This is a genomic window from Haloarcula limicola (assembly GCF_010119205.1).
In the GTDB taxonomy this organism is placed as follows: domain Archaea; phylum Halobacteriota; class Halobacteria; order Halobacteriales; family Haloarculaceae; genus Haloarcula; species Haloarcula limicola.
This window is the reverse complement of sequence record NZ_WRXM01000001.1, coordinates 1,390,490-1,406,890: the sequence shown is the minus strand read 5'-3', so window position 1 is coordinate 1,406,890 and position 16,401 is coordinate 1,390,490. Positions and strand designations below refer to the sequence as shown.

16 protein-coding genes are annotated in these 16,401 nt (G+C 66.4%); 7 read left to right on the top strand and 9 right to left on the bottom strand.

What is annotated here, in order from left to right; translation table 11 throughout:
- Positions 1–44: 44 nt before the first annotated feature.
- Positions 45–761: a hypothetical protein gene (locus GO488_RS07185; RefSeq protein WP_162317089.1), complete on the top strand. Its 717-nt coding sequence runs from the start codon at positions 45–47 to the stop codon at positions 759–761.
- Between the two features lie 115 nt (positions 762–876).
- Positions 877–1,170: a DUF6432 family protein gene (locus GO488_RS07180; protein WP_162317088.1), complete on the top strand. Its 294-nt coding sequence runs from the start codon at positions 877–879 to the stop codon at positions 1,168–1,170.
- Here the strand turns inward: GO488_RS07180 and GO488_RS07175 are convergent.
- Positions 1,167–2,342 (bottom strand): MBL fold metallo-hydrolase, encoded by a 1,176-nt coding sequence (locus tag GO488_RS07175; RefSeq protein ID WP_162317087.1) that lies wholly within the window; start codon positions 2,340–2,342, stop codon positions 1,167–1,169. The two genes, GO488_RS07180 and GO488_RS07175, sit on opposite strands and share 4 nt — an antisense overlap.
- 70 nt (positions 2,343–2,412) lie before the next feature.
- Here GO488_RS07175 and GO488_RS07170 point away from each other — a divergent pair, with 70 nt between their 5' ends.
- On the top strand, positions 2,413–3,030 hold the full coding sequence (locus tag GO488_RS07170) for a transcription antitermination protein (RefSeq protein WP_162317086.1): 618 nt from the start codon (positions 2,413–2,415) through the stop codon (positions 3,028–3,030).
- A 6-nt stretch (positions 3,031–3,036) separates the two neighbouring features.
- Here GO488_RS07170 and GO488_RS07165 read toward each other — a convergent pair whose 3' ends face one another.
- Both GO488_RS07165 and GO488_RS07160 read right to left on the bottom strand, forming a co-directional pair.
- Positions 3,037–4,656, bottom strand: coding sequence for a hypothetical protein (locus tag GO488_RS07165; protein WP_162317085.1), 1,620 nt, complete (start codon positions 4,654–4,656; stop codon positions 3,037–3,039).
- On the bottom strand, positions 4,653–5,396 hold the full coding sequence (locus tag GO488_RS07160; protein WP_162317084.1) for an ABC transporter ATP-binding protein: 744 nt from the start codon (positions 5,394–5,396) through the stop codon (positions 4,653–4,655). The genes GO488_RS07165 and GO488_RS07160 overlap by 4 nt, the downstream gene beginning before the upstream one ends.
- A 92-nt stretch (positions 5,397–5,488) precedes the next feature.
- On the opposite strand from GO488_RS07160, the gene GO488_RS07155 reads away from it, so the two are divergent.
- The gene (locus GO488_RS07155) at positions 5,489–5,845 is read left to right on the top strand and encodes a winged helix-turn-helix transcriptional regulator (RefSeq protein WP_162317083.1); all 357 of its coding nucleotides are present in this window, start codon (positions 5,489–5,491) and stop codon (positions 5,843–5,845) included.
- A gap of 4 nt (positions 5,846–5,849) precedes the next feature.
- Here the strand turns inward: GO488_RS07155 and GO488_RS07150 are convergent, their stop codons facing one another.
- Both GO488_RS07150 and GO488_RS07145 read right to left on the bottom strand, forming a co-directional pair.
- Positions 5,850–7,184: an RNB domain-containing ribonuclease gene (locus GO488_RS07150; RefSeq protein ID WP_162317082.1), complete on the bottom strand. Its 1,335-nt coding sequence runs from the start codon at positions 7,182–7,184 to the stop codon at positions 5,850–5,852.
- A 67-nt stretch (positions 7,185–7,251) separates the two neighbouring features.
- Entirely contained in the window at positions 7,252–7,527 is a 276-nt protein-coding gene (locus GO488_RS07145) for a DUF7562 family protein (protein WP_162317081.1), read from the bottom strand.
- 155 nt (positions 7,528–7,682) lie between these two features.
- Here GO488_RS07145 and GO488_RS07140 point away from each other — a divergent pair, with 155 nt between their 5' ends.
- Together GO488_RS07140 and GO488_RS07135 are read left to right on the top strand one after the other, a co-directional pair.
- A complete protein-coding gene (locus GO488_RS07140; RefSeq protein WP_162317080.1) occupies positions 7,683–9,275 on the top strand; it encodes a bacterio-opsin activator domain-containing protein in 1,593 nt (530 codons plus the stop codon).
- A gap of 242 nt (positions 9,276–9,517) precedes the next feature.
- Positions 9,518–10,489: a phytoene/squalene synthase family protein gene (locus GO488_RS07135; RefSeq protein WP_162317079.1), complete on the top strand. Its 972-nt coding sequence runs from the start codon at positions 9,518–9,520 to the stop codon at positions 10,487–10,489.
- Positions 10,490–10,604: 115 nt separating this feature from the next.
- Here the strand turns inward: GO488_RS07135 and GO488_RS07130 are convergent, their stop codons facing one another.
- From GO488_RS07130 to GO488_RS07115, 4 genes are all read right to left on the bottom strand, one after another.
- A complete protein-coding gene (locus tag GO488_RS07130; protein WP_162317078.1) occupies positions 10,605–11,195 on the bottom strand; it encodes a 50S ribosomal protein L15e in 591 nt (196 codons plus the stop codon).
- A 598-nt stretch (positions 11,196–11,793) separates the two neighbouring features.
- Positions 11,794–12,561, bottom strand: a complete 768-nt coding sequence (locus GO488_RS07125) for an IclR family transcriptional regulator (RefSeq protein ID WP_162317077.1) — start codon at positions 12,559–12,561, stop codon at positions 11,794–11,796.
- 244 nt (positions 12,562–12,805) lie between these two features.
- A complete protein-coding gene (locus tag GO488_RS07120) occupies positions 12,806–13,837 on the bottom strand; it encodes a galactitol-1-phosphate 5-dehydrogenase (RefSeq protein WP_162317076.1) in 1,032 nt (343 codons plus the stop codon).
- Between the two features lie 207 nt (positions 13,838–14,044).
- Positions 14,045–14,821, bottom strand: a complete 777-nt coding sequence (locus GO488_RS07115; RefSeq protein WP_162317075.1) for an SDR family NAD(P)-dependent oxidoreductase — start codon at positions 14,819–14,821, stop codon at positions 14,045–14,047.
- Between the two features lie 121 nt (positions 14,822–14,942).
- Here GO488_RS07115 and GO488_RS07110 point away from each other — a divergent pair, with 121 nt between their 5' ends.
- Positions 14,943–16,400: an extracellular solute-binding protein gene (locus GO488_RS07110; protein ID WP_162317074.1), complete on the top strand. Its 1,458-nt coding sequence runs from the start codon at positions 14,943–14,945 to the stop codon at positions 16,398–16,400.
- Position 16,401 lies beyond the last annotated feature (1 nt).

Below are 16,401 nucleotides of genomic sequence, written 5' to 3'. Positions count from 1 at the left end.
CGACAAAAAATGAATGAAAGGATAGTGCAAGAGTGGTTTCGGTGATGAGTAGCTCTAAGAACACAATCCGGAGTGTCTGGACGCTAGCCCTCATAGCTCTTCTTTTGGTGATCGCCGGCTGCAGCGGCGTCGATATCGGTTCGGACCCAGACACCCCTACGGACCAAACCGCAGTTCAACCGATTCCTGAGAAAAGCGAGAAACCAGTAGCGACGGCGTCAGTCGAATCGGACTCGACACAGACACCTACTGAGACTCCTGAAGAAAAGCCGACCGTCACCGCAACTCCCAGTTCGTCTATCAATCTATCGACGGAGAAACCGATTCAGTATCAAAAGTACGAAGCGTTCATTTGGAGCTATAGTGGTGCTCTGGGAGACCGAAATGTCTCTGTTATCGACAGTTCCGTCAATCCGTCGAACGAGAGTATCACGATAACGTATCTTCTTGACTTGGAGAACCTAGAAACGCAAGACTTCTCGCTGATACGGATCTATGCGTTCCTCGCTGAAAATTACCGAACAGATACGTTCGAATCCGTCGACGAGAGCTACGTCCCCGAGCGGGTGAACCACCGTGCCGTCCTCGAACGCGACGGCGAACTGTATCGGACGACGTATGTCAACGAGTCGATGGCAAACAAGTACCTCAGCGATGAGTGGAACGATATTCGTTACTGGGCGGAGTTCATCCAGACGCTGGAGTACGGACCGGGATCGCCACACTACACTCCTACTGCAACGGAAGCGGAGTCATCGTAGCTCACCGGATGCGCCTCGCTTCGACTGGCGATGCGCTCGTTCGGTCTTGGGATCGTGCCCTCGTTGGAGCGGATTGAGGGACAGAGACAAGAGCCATCCGGGTATAGAGGGGGATATGAGAGCGAAGCCGGAGTACCGCGACCGGGACGAGACGGAGGTCGCGGTCCTCGACGCGCTCGCGGACCGCCACGAGGAGGGGATGACGGTGTTCGAGATCCGGTCGCGGGCGGAGGTGACCATCGACCAGATCGAGGGAGCGCTCCCGGCGCTCAAAGAGGACGGTCTCATCGAGGTCGAGGACAATGGCGAGCGGACGGTCATCCTGCCCGACGAGGACGTCGTCGGGCCGGCCGAGACCGACGAGGAGACGTCGCTGTACGAACGGCTCCGCCGGCGACTCCCGTTTTAGTCCATCGGCGCGGCCGCGCAGTTGTTCGGGCCGAGCTCGAGTTCGAAGGCGGCCTCCGCGTCGGCGGTGTCGGTCCCGAGGTTGACGGCGACGATACGTTCGAAGTTGGCCGGTCGCGGCGGAATGTCGGCGCAGACGCGCTCGACGAACGTCTCGCGGTCCATCTCGAAGGCGGGGAGACGCTCGCGGATATCGCCCAAGCGGGCGGTGTAGGTCCCGTCGCCGGCTCGCTCGGCGCTCTCGGAGTAGTGTCCGGGTGCGACGACTGTATCGTCGTGGAAGTCGGCGAGTCGCCGGGTCAGCGTCTCGTACAGCGAGCGCGCGAGGTCGCGGGTGCCGTCGGCGTCGGACTCCAGGTCGGGGCGGGCGACGCTCTCGACGAAGACGCTGTCGCCGGTGAGGAGGACGTCGCCGACGGCGAACCCGGTCATGCCGGTCGTGTGGCCCGGCAGCGGGACCGCGGCGAGCGCCGCCGACCCGACGGCGATCTCGGCGTCGTCGTTGAGCTCGGTCACAGCGAAGGCGACGCCGCGGTCGGCTGCACGGGCCGGCAACATCGGTTCGACATCGTGATCCGTGGCGAGTTCGCGGAGGCCGCTGACGTGGTCGGCGTGGACGTGCGTGTCGACGGCGTAGCGGAGCGCGGCGTCGCGGTCGGCGGCGTCGGTGACGTAGCGGTCGGCGAAGGTCCGGAGCGGATCGACGACGGCGGCGTCGCCGTCGCTGACTACCAGATACGACAGACAGCCCGACGAGGGGCGCTGGTACTGGAAGACGGTGGCGTCGTCGCAGGGAATCTCGTGACTCTCGTAGAGGCGCGCCCAGCCCTCCATTCCGTCGGCGAGGTTGTGGGCGTCGAAGCCGTAGTCGGTCAGCAGTCCGGCGACGAACGCGCTCGACTCGCCGCGGGCACAGACGACCGTGATGGGGCCGTCGCCGGCGATATCGTCGGCGAGGTCGGCCACGCCGTCGGTCACCTTCGCCTGCAAGAACTTGGCGAACGGCAGTTGCGTCGCGGTCACCGACGGGCCGTCGACGCGCCACTGCTCGAACTCGTCGCGGTCGCGGACATCCAGCAGGCGGACGGGGTCGCCGGCGTCGAGGCGGCGTTTCAGGTCAGCCGCCGACAGCGACGGGTGGTCGGCCGGCGGGTCGGGATACTCCTCGGCCATGCGCGAACTAAGAGTCGCCGGGCGATAAATCGGGCGGGGGTTCTATGAATCGAGCGCCCCTCCCGTCGGCATGGACGCGGCCGATACACTCGATGCGGTGCGCGAGGCGAGCGCGAGCGAACTGGAGCGGCTGGGGTCGGACAAACTGCTCGTCGCGGTGACGGGCGCGGACCTGACGAGCGATGCGGTCCGCGAAGCGGCGATCACGCGCGAACGCGGGCGAGCGAGCGCGCTGGCCGCGTGGGCCGACGAGAGCGGGGGCGCGACTGCGAACCGCTTCGCCGACGCGGCGTCGGCGGCGACCGAGCGGGTCGACCGTATCGCGGGGGACGACGCGACGGCAGCCGACGCGGAGACGGACGCGCTCTCGGGACACCTCGAAACCGTCGACGGGACGGCCGAGCGAGTCGGCGCGGGGCTCGTGGCGGTCCCGCTGGTCGCCGATCGGTTCTACCTGCAGGTGGTGAGCTTCTTCGTCAACGAGGCCGACGAGGAAAGCGCCGACACCTTCCGGGAGATCCGGGCCGCCGCGGGCGACCTCGGCGCGGCGCGAGACGCGCTCGCGGAACTCGACGACGAGGGCCGCGAGACGGCCCGTGACGCGGCTATCGAGGCTATCGGCGTCGCGTACGAGGAGTACGCCGAGACGCTGAACGGGATGGGGCTGGATCCGAGGCCGATCTGTTGAATCGGGTCAGGGAAGCCGGTAGGTGGCGACGCGGTTCGCGGCGTAGCGGTAGCCGAGGCCGCCGATGGCACCTAAGAGGACGACGGTGACGCCAAGACCAATGCCGAGCGAGACCGGCGTTCCGACGGGGAAGGGGACCGAGAACGGCGGATCGACGGCGAACAGGAACGCCGCGCTCGCCGGGAGGACGGCGACGGCGAGGAGGGCGAAGTACGACAGGAACGCCCAACTGCTGGGGACGGTCACCTCGCGGCCGTGAACCGACGAGGTCTCGAACTTCGGGAAGACGACGCCGGTCCCGGCGGCGACTGCCGGGGCGGCGAGCGTCGCGACGAACGCCGTCGCGAGAGCGGTCCCGAGCGCGGCCGGGCCGAGCCCGGCGACGACGCCGAGGCCGCCGACGAGCGTCATTGTCACGGGGAGACCGGGGAGGACGCCCGCGATGACGAGCCCCGCGAGGAACTCCCGGCCGGAGACGTTCGCGGTCAGCGTCAGCGGGAGGACGCGTTCCTCGCCGCCGAGCGGGTTGAGCGTGAACGCCGCGCCGAACGCCGATGCGCTGGCCAGACCCGCCGTCAGCGGGAGCGTCGCCGGGACCGGGCCGCCGGTCAGCAGGAACTGGCCCTGATAGACGAGCAGGAAGAGCGGCGCGACGGCGAACTGGACGGTGAAGGGCGAGCGCTTCGCCCGGAGCCAGGACTTCTGGGCGACCACGCGGGTCGCCGTCGAGACGCGGCCGGTGAGGAGCCGATCCGAGAGCGTCCGCTCGTCCGCGTCGAACTCGTGGTCGGGTTGGACGGGGTCGACGTACCACACCGCTCGGGCGAGCCACCGGGTTCCGACGGCGGCGGCGACGACGCTACCGAGGAGGAGCGCCCAACCGCCGGCCGCCGCGAGCGGGGAGGCCGGGACGTCCGGCAACGCGACGAGGACGATGTCGCCGAGCCAGGCGAGCGGCGAGCGAGTGACCGCGCGGAGCACCGACCGCTGGACTGACGACACCGTCGAGAGACCGATCCAGCCGACGACGAGACCCATCGACGCGAGAGAGCCGACGCTGGCGCGGTGCCGGGCGACGAACGCCGAGCGAGCGGCGGCGAGTTTCACCGTCAGCCCGCCGGCGTAACCGAGGAGCGCGCCCAGCGCGGTGACGAGCAACGTCGTCAGCAGGACCGCCGGGAAGACGAGCGGGTGGCCGGCCCCGACCGTCAGCCCGACGGCGAACGCGAGCAGCGGCAGCCCGAGCGCGCCCAGTATCCGGACGAACTCGGCGGTGAGGACACCGGCGAGCACGTCGACGTAGGGAATCGTGGTCAGTAGGCCGTCGAGCCCGTCGGGCTCGCCGACCTGCTTCGCCGAGCGCTGGAGTTCCACGAAGACGACGAGCGCCAGCAGCATCGCCAGCACGCTCAGCGCGGCCGAGCGTAGTTGTCGGATATCGGTCTCCGCGAGCGCGCTCCCGCCGAAGTACGCGAGCGCGCCCATCCCCAGGCTGTACAGCGGAATCATGAGTCCGCCACCGAGCAACATGACGACGCCGCGGGTGCTGTCGCGGAGGTTGCGCCACGTCCTTCGCAGTTCGGTCCGGGCGACGAGGCGGACGCGGCGGGCGCTCGGCCGCATCATCGCTCCGCCGGCTGCCCGCGTTCGCTCGTCACGTCGAGGAACACGTCTTCGAGCGTGCTCCCGGCCTCGACGTCGGCGGTCAGGTCGGCCGGTGTCCCTTCGGCCACGAGGTCGCCGTCGTAGAGCACCCCGACGGTGTCGGCCAGTTCCTCGACGACCGGGAGGATGTGCGTCGAGAGGAAGACGGTGGTGTCGGCCGCGGCGACCTCGCTGATGGTGTCACGCACCGTTCGGGCCGCCCGCGGGTCGAGACCGCTGGTGGGTTCGTCCAGGAAGAGCACCTCGGGTTCGTGCAACAGCGCCTGGACGAGCCCGACCTTCTGCTTCATCCCCTTCGAGTACGTCCCGACGCGGCGGTCGGCGTCGTCGGCGAGGTCGAACCGTTCGAGGAGGGATTCGACGCGGTCCCAGTCCTCGTAGCCGCGTAGCCCGGCGATGTACTCCAGTTGCTCGCGGCCCGTGAGCTCCTCGTACAGCGGCGGCTCCTCGGGCAGGACGCCGATGTGTTCGACGACGCTCGCGCGGTCGGTCACCGAGTGGCCGGCGACGCGGGCGGAACCCGAGGTGGGTTCGGTCAGCGTCGTCAGGATGCGGATGGTCGAGGTCTTCCCGGCCCCGTTCGGACCGAGGAAGCCGAACACCTCGCCCGAGTCGACGGTGAGGTCGAGGTCCGTAACGGCGACGGCGTCGCCATAGCGCTTGGTCAAGTTCTCGATGGCGATCGCTGGTGGAGGGCACATACGCCCGATGCCGACCGACGGCGCAATAGCTCTTGTCCACTCGCTCGCTCGCCGCCAGTACCTATATGTTCGGCCCACCTGAACGCGAAAGCATGGACTCCGATGGGGAGGGGGTGGGAAGACGCGCCGGCGAGCGCCAGCAACTCCGCCGGGCGACCGCCATCTTGGGCAAGAAGTGGCACCCGATCCTGATCCACACCCTCCAGCGAGAGGGTCCCATCGGCTTCAACGACCTCAAAGCGTCCGTCGAGGGCATCTCTGATAAGGTGCTCTCGGAGTCGCTCGACGACCTGGAGGCCGCCGGCGTGGTCAGCCGCGACGTCATCGACGCGAAACCCGTCCGCGTCGAGTACGCGCTGACCGACGCCGGAACCGACCTCGGGCCGCTCATCGAGGAACTGTGGCAGTGGAGTCAGCAGTACCTCCCCGAGGGCGAGGCCCCGTCCTGATTCGCTACTCCTCCGCTGCTTCTTCCTCGTCCTCGTCGACGATCTCGATGCCGCGGTTGTTCACTGCCGACGGGTCGAGCCCGATCTCCTCTAAGAACTGCTTGTACTCGCGTTCGCACTGTTCTGCGTCCTTCTGGCGGTCGCTGGCTCGGTCACAGAGCGCCACGAGGTCCTCGGGCACGTCGTTGGTGTAGACGATCCAGTGGTTGATGAGGTCCGAGAGCCGACGGATGGGCGAGGTGAAGTGGCCGTAGATCTCGAAGTTCAGCGCGTGGTGGCCGCCGAAGGGGTCGTTCATGTACTTCGCACGGGGCATCACCTTCATCACGGCCCACTGGATCTTATCGAGTTGGCGCTGGGGGGCGTCTTCGAGCGTCGCGTTGACGGCCTTGCGCGGGTCGTCCCACGCCGAGCCGGGGATGGAGACGCCGTCGAGTTCCTGGATCTCGACCAGCGCCTCGTCCCACTCGTCGGGGCTGGGCTGGGGGTGGACGCGGTACATCGCCTCGACGCCGCGGCCCCACATGAGTTCGTGCGTGACGGCCTTGTTGGCCTTCAGCATGCACTCCTCGATGATGGTGTGGGCGCGGTCCCGCGCGGGGTTGAGGACGAGCGACCCCTCCTCCTTTCGCTGCTCGTGCATCCGGTCGGCCAGTTCCCAGACCTCGCGGGTCTTCTCGGCGAGGTCGACGCTATCGTCTTCTAAGTGGTCGCCGGCGCTGTCGGGGTCGTCGAGTAAGTTCTCGGCCTCGGTGTAGGTCAGGCGGGCGTCGCTCTCGATGACGGACTTGTAGATCTCGATCTCGTCGTAGCCCAGGTCGTCCTTGTCGAGGTGCATCTCGACGGTGTGGGCCAGTCGGTCCTCGTTGGGGACCAGCGAGCAGACGGTCTCTGCGAGCACCGGCGGGAGCATGTGGATGGTGTACCCCGGCAGATAGACGGTGTTCCCGCGCTCGACGGCCTCGTCCCACATCGCCGTATCGGGGTTGACGTAGTGGGTCACGTCGGCGATGTGGACCCAGAGGACGTACTCGTCGTCGCGCTCCTCGACGGAGATGGCGTCGTCGAAGTCCTGGGCGTCGATCGGGTCGGTCGTCCACGTCGTCAGGTCCCGGAGGTCCCGGCGCTCCTCGCCCTCGTCCTGAATCTCGGCCTGCACGTCCTGGGTGCGCTCCTCGGCCTCTTCGAGGACCTCGGGCGGGAACTCGTCGCGGATGCCGAACTTCTCGAACAGTTCCTCGCGCTTGTTCTCCATGTGGCGGGCGACCTCTTCGTCGATCTCGACGGGGCCCTGCCCCTCCGGCGTCCCTGCGGCCGACTGGGCGTCTTCGGTGGTCATGTCCCCGGCTACGCCCAGGGTGTAGTTAGGACTGTCGGGGTGGGGATATCTCGACTGCTCGCGACTCTCACTCCGACTCGCTCCGAGACAGCTCTCGGAACTGCTCCAGAAACGTCTCGCGGTCGGTCTCGCCCGCGCCGGCGGCGTCGAGCGTCGCTTCGAGGTCGCCTCTCGGGTGACGTGACATCTCGCCGAAACAGGCCTTACAGACGTACTCGAAGGTCTTGTCCCGGCGGTCCCACCGGTCGCCGTGCTTGTCGTATTCGCGGGCGTCCGACCGCGAGAGGCGTTCCCCGCAGGCGATGCAGGTCACCATCTCCCGGTCCGTCCGGGAGCCGAACATACACCGAGATAGCGACCCCCACGATATAGATGTTTTCGCCGGGCGGCCACTCGGGGGACGTTCCCGATACCCATCTGATGGGGTCGCCCGTCCACACGTTTATTCGGATGCCGCCATTACACCTGCTATCGGCCCACCGTGCCGGATCTACCGCGATGAAGCCACCAGAGACACTCGCGCGTGCGACGCTCGATACGCTGCCCATCAACGTCGCCGTCCTCGACGACGACGGCACGATCCTCGTGACGAACCGCGCCTGGCGGGAGTTCGCCGGCGTGGACGACGGCGACATGCAGGGCGTGAACTACTTCGAGACGACGGACGTCGAAGCCGACGAGTACGCCGCCGAGGCCGTCGCGGGGCTGAAGGCGGTCATGGACGGCGACCAGGACCTCTTCACCTTGGAGTACCCGTGTCACACTCCCGAAGAGAAACAGTGGTTTCTGATGCGCGTCGCGCCGTTGCCGCCCGAGGAAGCGGGCAGCGTCGTCGTCGCGCACGTCGACATCACACAGCGGAAACTCGCCGAACTGGACGCCGAGCGCCGCAGCGAGCAGCTGCGAGCGGAGCGCTCGAAACTCGAACACCTCCTCGACCGACTCGACGGACTCGTCACGGCGGTCGTCGGCGACGTGATGACCGCGGGGTCGCGCTCGGAGATCCAACAGACGGTCGTCGACCGGCTGGCGTCCGTGGATTCGTACCGCTTCGCGTGGATCGCCGAGTTCGACGTCCGCGACGAGACCCTCCGTCCGGCGGCGGTGTCGGCTGCCGGACCCGACGGCGACGGGACGGACGTGGGCATCCCGGTGACCGACGACGACCCCGTCGCGGTCGCCGCCCGAACCGAAACGATTCAGGTCGAGACCGGCGAGATACGCGCCGTCCACCGCGAACTCGCGGGCGAGGACGTCGCGTCGCTGGCGGCCGTCCCGCTCGTCGCGGGTGAATCCCTGTACGGCGTACTCACGGTGTACGCCGACAGAGACGACGTGTTCGACCCGCGCGAGCGCGCGGTCCTCGGTGCCGTCGGGCAGGCGGTCTCGACGGCGATCGACGCGACGGAGACCAGTCGCCTGCTCACGGCGGACAACTTCACCGAACTGGAACTCCAGATACGCGACGACGACGTCTTCTTCCTCTCGCTGGCGCGCGAACTGGGTTGTCGGATGGAGTACGGCGGCAGCGTCGCGGGCGAGGAGGAGTCGGCGATGTTCTTCCTCGTCGAGACCGACGACCCCTCGGCGGTGTGTGCGACGGCCGCCGACCACCCGCAGGTCAGCGCCGTCACGCACGTCTCGACGACGGAGTCGACGTCGCTGTTCGAGTTCACCGTCGCGGACCCGCCCGTCGTCTCGCTACTGGCCGACCGAGGGGCGGAGACCCGGGATATCGTCGTCACGCCCGACCACGCCGTCGTCACCGCGGTGCTTCCGGCCGCCACCGAGACCCGCGCCGTCGTCGAACACGTCCGGGACGCCCACCCCGGGACGGACCTGCTGTCGGTCCGCGACCGCGACGAACCGCCGATGTCGCGGCAGGCGTTCCTCGCCACGCTCGAAGACGACTTGACCAACCGTCAGCTGACGGCGCTTCGCAAGGGGTATCTCGGCGGCTTCTTCGAGTGGCCCCGCGACGTCTCTGGCGAGGAACTGGCCGAATCGATGGACATCTGCCCCTCGACGTTCCATCAGCACCTCCGGGCCGGCGAGCGGAAGCTGCTCGAAGCGGTCTTCGAGACCTGGTGAGGTGCCCTCGTCGTCGACGACCCGGCGGACGCCGCGATTCGTCCAAAGCAGTTGGGCACACAGTTTAAAGCCGTACTCTCCGTACGTGTATGTAGACGAAGTGTCACTCGGGTCTATGATGTCGTACCCGTGACATGAACCGCGGTCCGAACTACTGACGGCGGACGAAAACCGACTCCGCCCCCTGCCGCGACCGTCGCGATCCGAACACCACTCACCCACCACCCCGTCGCCAGAACTCAATGTCATCTGACAATATCCGTACCAGCAAATCGATCCAACAGCAGACCGGTCGCACGTTCCATCTCGCTACCCGCCTGCTCCCGGAGCGCATCCGCCATCCGACCTACGTGATGTACGCCTTCTTCCGTATCGCGGACGAGGTGGTCGACCAACCGGACGGCCCGCCTCCCGCCGTCCAGCACGAGCGACTCGAAGCGATTCGGGAGACAGCGCTCGGGAACCGCGAACCGGACGACACCGACGACGGCGTCGTCCTCTCGGCGTTTCAGGACCTCCGCGCCGAACACGACATCCCCGACGAGGAGGTGAACGTCTTCGTCGACGCGATGGAGATGGACATCGACCGGGCCCGCTACGAGACGTTCGAGGACCTCCGGGGGTACATGCGCGGGTCGGCCGTCGCCGTCGGCAACATGATGACGATGGTGATGGATCCGCCCGGCAAGGAGGAGGCGCTGCCTCACGCCGCGGCGCTGGCGGAGGCGTTTCAGCTCTCGAACTTCCTCCGTGACGTGCGCGAGGACATCCACGACTACGGCCGGGTGTACCTCCCCCAGGAGACGCTCTCCCGTCACGGCGTCACCGAGGCGCAACTCGCGGACGCCGAGGTCGACGACGCGTTCCGCGCGGTGATGGAAGAGGAGCTGACTCGCACGGAAGAGCTGTACCGCGAGGGCGTCACGGGCATCCGCTACCTGCCCGAGGACTGCCAGTTCGGCGTCCTACTGGCGGCGGTGCTGTACGCGGAACACCACCGGCTCATCCGGGAACGGGAGTACGACGTGCTCACGGCGACGCCTGACCTGACCCGCCGCCGTCGCCTCTGGCTCTTAGCGCGGACTTGGTGGCACTGGCGGCGCAACGGCGACCCCGAGGCGACGTTCTACGCCGTCAGCGCCGTCTCCGAACGCGGCTCGGGGGCGATGCAGCCGGAGATCGCCAGCCACGGCCAGCCGACGTGGCGCGGGTAGCGGTCGCCGGTCTTTCCGACGCCGAAGACACGCGGAACTGCCGATAGCGAGAGCGACGTAGGAAACGGAAAACCGGGAGAAAGCGGAGAAACCGAAAACCGCAGCGAACGGTCGCTTACTTGCCCTTGCCGCGGTTCGAGCGGATGGACGGTCGGGTCTTCTCCGCGCCCTTGCCCTTCGTGTCGAGACCGCGGTTGCGACGGCCGGCACCGGTCAGCCCGCGGAAGACGCGGTCGGCCTGGTGGTCTTCACAGATCCACGAGAGGTCGTCGTCGTTCTGGATGGCCGGGTGCTCGGGGTCGACGAGGATGATTTCGTGCCACTTCTGGCTGCCGTCCTGCCCCACGGAGTAGCTGTTGAGCACGCGCAGGTTCGGGTAGACGCGGGCGGCGCGTTCCTCGGCGACGCGCTGGATGTCCTTCCGGCGGGTGATGCGCGTGACGCCCTGACGCTTCGTCCGGCGTCCGGCTTTGTGACGCTGCTTGCGCGCGCTCCCCTTGCGGACGGAGACGCGAGCGACGACGACGCCCTGCTTGGCCTTGTAACCCTGCGAGCGGGCCTTATCGAGGCGGGTCGGGCGCTCGATGCGCTCGACCGCGCCCTGTTCGCGCCACTCCTGCTGTCGCTGCCACTGCAGCTCGGCGAGTTTGCCTTCCTTGGGGCTCTGCCACGCGTCTCGGATGTACGAGTATGCACTTCGTGCCATTGTGTTTCACCACGGGCGTTGCGTGGTTCAAGTCGCCCGCGACAGACGTCGCGTCGGCGGCTCACATCCCGACCTGCACACGCAGGTGCCCGCTGGCGCCCGTCGTCCAGCGAGTTATCGACTGTTCCGTATTCGCGCCCTTAAACAGTTCGAACTGCGGTCGAGCGTGTGGCGGCCTGGCAGTGGGCGACGGTCGCGAAGGACGTGCGGACCGGGCTGCGATGACCGAGTGGTGGTGAACCGTCAGGGTCGTACCCGATACTTTCCTCGCACAGCCACGGATACGAGGGCTGTGCGAGCGAACGCGCCGCTTCCGGAGGTGTGGTATCCGACGCTTTCTCCCTAGGTACGCATATCCTGGACTATATCGAGAGACTTAGCGCATTTTCACAGATAGATATTCTAAAAAGAGAACTATAATACCAAAATTAGAGAAACTAGCCCGGATTAGCGAGAATCATATCGATAGATATGGCGAGTAGGGAGATATCGATGAGATAGATACCTATACCGAGCCGAATATCGACATCGGACGGATATCAGAACAGAGTGGGAGATAACGAACGTACCAGTGTTATGGAGACCGGTAGGTCGGCTGTCAGTTGCTCGTGAGCGTGACCTGCACCGACTTCGCAGTGCTGAGCACTTGGCCGGTGATGTCCTCTTCGAGGTATCGGCCGCTCAGTCGGTCTACGGGGCCACAGACGCCGAGTGCGGCGACGTAATCTTCCTCGCCCGTCTGGAGCGGCGCGGCGACGCCGACGATCCCCTCGTAATGTTCTTCTCTGCAGAACGCGATGCCGTCGTCTCGGACGCGGCTGATCTGGTCTTCGAGCGCGTCGGCGTCGGTGATGGTCGCTTCGGTCTGTGCGCGGAGTTGAGTGCCGTTTAATATCTCCTCGACGCGGTCGTCGGGCAGCGACGCCAGTATCGATTTCCCGGGCGCGTTGACGTGAATCGGGAGCCGCTCGCCCTCCCGAAACTCGGGGTCCCACCCGTTCGACGGCTGCGAGATGTACGCCGGGACGGCCGCGTTCGCTTCGAGGACGAACAGCGTGGTGGTCTCGCCGCTGGCGGCCGCGAGGTTGTCGAGAGCCTGCTTTGCGTCCCGGTAGACCGGCAGTTTCTCCCGCGTCCGGTTGCCCAGATTCAGCGTCCGCAGCGACGGTTCGTAGCCGTCGACCCGCTTGACGACGTAGCCGTGTGCGCGAAGTGTCGAGAGGTGATTGTGGACCACGCTCTTCGAGACGTCGACGCGGTCGGCCAGAGCCGTGACGCCTAGCGGTCCCTCGTGGGCGACGAGCGCTTCGAGGACCGACAGCGAGGTTCCGGTCGCTTCGACGGCGTACTCCGGTGTGTCGTCCATACGGACGCTACGAACGGGAGGGTCAAAAGCTTGTTCTTTAGAGCAGAACGCTTCTGCCTTTGTCAACAGTTCGCACGCCAAATCTATCATGGTTTTTCGGATATATACGGTTCGTTTGCGCGTGTAGCAGCGGAAATCTATTCGTTCTGCAGAGAAGAACACATCGCTGCCGCGACGTGGAAATCGCGGTTCGGGTGCGTGGTGCGGTTACAGAGAAGGAAGTGAACACGTCGCTACGGGGCGGTCAGTCGCGATCGGGGACGACGACTTTCTTCAGGCCCTCGGCGTCGCCCATCCGCTCGAACGCCGTCGGCAACTCGTCGAGCCCGATTCGCTCCGTGATGAGCGAGTCGGCGTCGACGCGGCCGTACCGGAGCATCGTGATCGCTCGCTCGAAGTCCTCGGTGGTCAGGGAGTACGACCCCCGATAGCCCACTTCGTCGAAGAACACGTCGAACGGGCTGACCTCCAGCGTGGCGTCCTGTTCGGGGACGCCGAAGATGAGCGTCGACCCGCCCTTGGTGGTCACCGCGTTGGCTTGTTCGATGGTCGGAACGAGGCCGATGGCCTCGACGCCGACGTCCACCGGGCCGCCCGCGGCCTCGGGGATGGCCTCCTCCGGGTCGACCTCGTCGGGGTCGATAACGGCGTCCGCGCCGAGTTCGGCCGCGAGTTCGCGCCGCTCGGGGTCGAGTTCGGAGACGACGATGGGGGCGGCACCGGCGTTGCGGAACGCCTGCAATAGCAGGAGCCCGATGGGGCCGGCACCGATGATGGCGACGCTGTCGCTCGGCGTGAGGTCGACCTGTTCGACGCCGTGGACGCAGCACGCCAGCGGCTCGGCCAGCGCGGCCCGTTCGAAGGACATGTCGCCGATGTCCTCGACGTTGATCGCCGGGACGCGGACGTACTCGGCGAACGCGCCGTCGAGGATGGTGTCGCCCGCGCCACCGATGCTGGTGTTGTTCTCACAGAGGTGGGTCTCCCCGCGCTTGCAGTACGAACAGGCGTTACAGGGGACCGTCGGGTTGACCGCGACGCGGTCGCCCGCTTCGAAGCCGGTGACGTCGCTCCCGACGTCGGCGACGGTGCCCGCCGCCTCGTGGCCCGGCACCAGCGGCGTCTCGATGGGGAAGGTGCCGTGATACATGTGGTAGTCGGTCATGCAGACGCTGCAGGCACCGACCTCGACGAGGACCTCGTCGGCCGCCGGCTCCGGTCGTTCGCGTTCCTCTACCGTGATCTCGCCCACGTCGGTGAGTGTGGAGGCGCGCATCAACTGCCTCCGTCGGTGTCTTCGGTGGTCGGTCGCTCGGTGCGTTTCTGAGTGTGTCTGTCTGGTCTCATAGGTGCGCTCTCGGGTTCGGTCGCTCCGTCTCTCCGGTGACGTGACCGGTCGGTGACGGCGGTCGACGCCCCGGTCCGACGGGGAGAACTATCCCGGTCACGAGATAAATAGCTTGTTGCTGAGTGCGTCGCGGGGTTATCGGTTATCCAGTCGCCAGCTATCGATGGGGACCTGCCCGCCGTCGACGCGGAGCTCGTGGCCGTTGATGTAGTCGCCGGCCGGCGACGCGAGGAACACCATCGCGTTGGCCACGTCCTCCGGGTCGGCGAACCGCCCGAGCGGGTTGTTGTCCAGGATCTGTTCGGTGACGGCGTCGCTGAACTCGTCCGTCATCCGCGTGTCCGCCCAACCCGGCGCGACGGCGTTGACTCGGATTCCCTCTCGGCCGAGTTCCAGCGCGAGGCTCTTGGTCAGGCCGAGCAGGCTGAACTTGCCCACGTCGTAGGCCGGCGACATCCCGACGGCGTTCTTGGTGTGGATCGAGGTGGTGTTGACGATCTTCCCGTACCCCTGCTCGACCATCCCGTCGACGACCTCGCGGATGCAGTTCAGCGACCCGTGGAGGTGGACGTCGAGGTTCAGCTGGAAGGTGTCGTCGTACTGCTCGTCGAGGAACGGACCGGCGTCGCCGACGCCTGCATTGTTCAGCAGTACGTCGACGGTCCCGAATTCGTCCGCCGCCGTCTCGACCATCGCGGCGACCTCGGCCTCGTCGCTCACGTCCGCGCCGACGCCGATGGCGTCGGCCCCGGTCGCCCGGATCTCCGCGGCGGTCGATTCCGCAACCTCGGCGTCGAGGTCGTTGACGACGACGCTCGCGCCGTTCTCTGCGAACTTCTCCGCCGCCGCTTTGCCCATACCTCTACCGCTCCCGGTGACGAGAACAGTTCGGTCTGTGAAGTCGTACTCCATACGACAACCGGTTTTCACCGCTCATACATAGCGATTGGGGGTGAGGTAACGTGTATCGTGCTCTACAAATGATTAACTTTATTGCCCATGAGGAATTCGTTGGGAGGTGAGACGGAGACCAATGACAAGTGAGCGCAATCGGCGTCAGCACAAGCGGCGTAGCTTCATCAAAGCGGCCAGCGTCGGCCTCCTCGGCGGCCTCGCGGGGTGCACGCGGGGCGGCGACGGCGGCGACGGCGGCGACGGCGGGGGTGGCGGCTCGACCGGGAACGGATCGAGCGGCACCGGCAGCGATGGTTCTTCGGGCGACTTACCGATCTCGCTCGATAAGTACACCGGGGCCGACATCGACTGGAAGCAGTTCGAGGGCTCGAAGATAAACGTCGGTGCCGTCAGTCACGCCTGGGTCGACAACATCAAGCCCGCGGTTCCCGTCTTCGAGGAACTGACCGGCATCGACGTCGTCTGGAACGTCCTGCCCGAACAGCAGTTCCGGACCAAGCGACAGACCGACGTGAGCACCGGGGCCGGGCAGTTCGACGTCTTCTTCATGGACCAGGTCGTCAACCAGTTCCGCGAAGAGGGGTGGCTGCAGACGCTGGACCAGTACTTCAACGACAGCAGCCTCTACGACGAGGATTGGTGGAAGCCCGACGACCTCTTCGAGTCTTCCCGGTGGCAGGCCCACGGCGGCGGCTACAGCGACCGGTGGACCGGCATCCCGATCACCACCGAAGTCCAGACCCAGTTCTACCGGAAGGACCTCTACGAGAAGCACGGCCTCGAAGTCGCCGAGACGCTCGAACAGTTCCGCCAGAACGCGAAGACCATCCACGAGAACGAGTCCGATATCGTCGGCACTGTCGGCCGCGGACAGAAGGGCTACGGGATGAACATCTACATCCTGAACACGTTCATCCGCGAGTACGGCGGCGAACTCTGGACCTCGTTCCCGGAGGACTCCGGGCTCGATACGGACGCCGTCATCAACGCGGCGAAGTGGTACACCAACGTACTGCGGGACTACGGGCCAGAGGGCATCTCTACGATGACCTGGTCCGACGTGCTCTCGACGATGCAGGAGGGCAGCGCCGGCCACATCGTCGCCGACGCCAACCTATTCTGGCCCGGCCTGACCGGCTCCGACTCGTCGGTCGGCGACTCCATCGGGATCGCAAAGGCGCCGCGGCCGGCCGACGGCGAGTTCGGCCCGAACGCGTTCAACTGGCAGATCTCCACCTCGAAGAACGCCAAGAACTCCGAACAGGGCTTCCTGTTCATGATCTGGGCCTCCTCGCAACCGACGAACAACTACATGCACTTAGAGCAGAGCGCGGCGTACTCGGTGCGCCAGTCCGTCTGGGAGAACGAGGAGTTCCGCTCGCGCGTCGGCGAGAACTTCGCGCAGGTCTCGCTCGACTCGCTGAAGGAAGCCCAGCCAGACCCCTTCGACCCGAAGTACCCCCAGTGGGGCCAGCGCTACTCCGAGGAACTGCAGCGAGCCATCGCCGGGCAGAAGGCCCCCGAGGAAGCGATGACCCGGGCGGCGGAGATCGCCGAAGACATCTACAGCGGGTAAC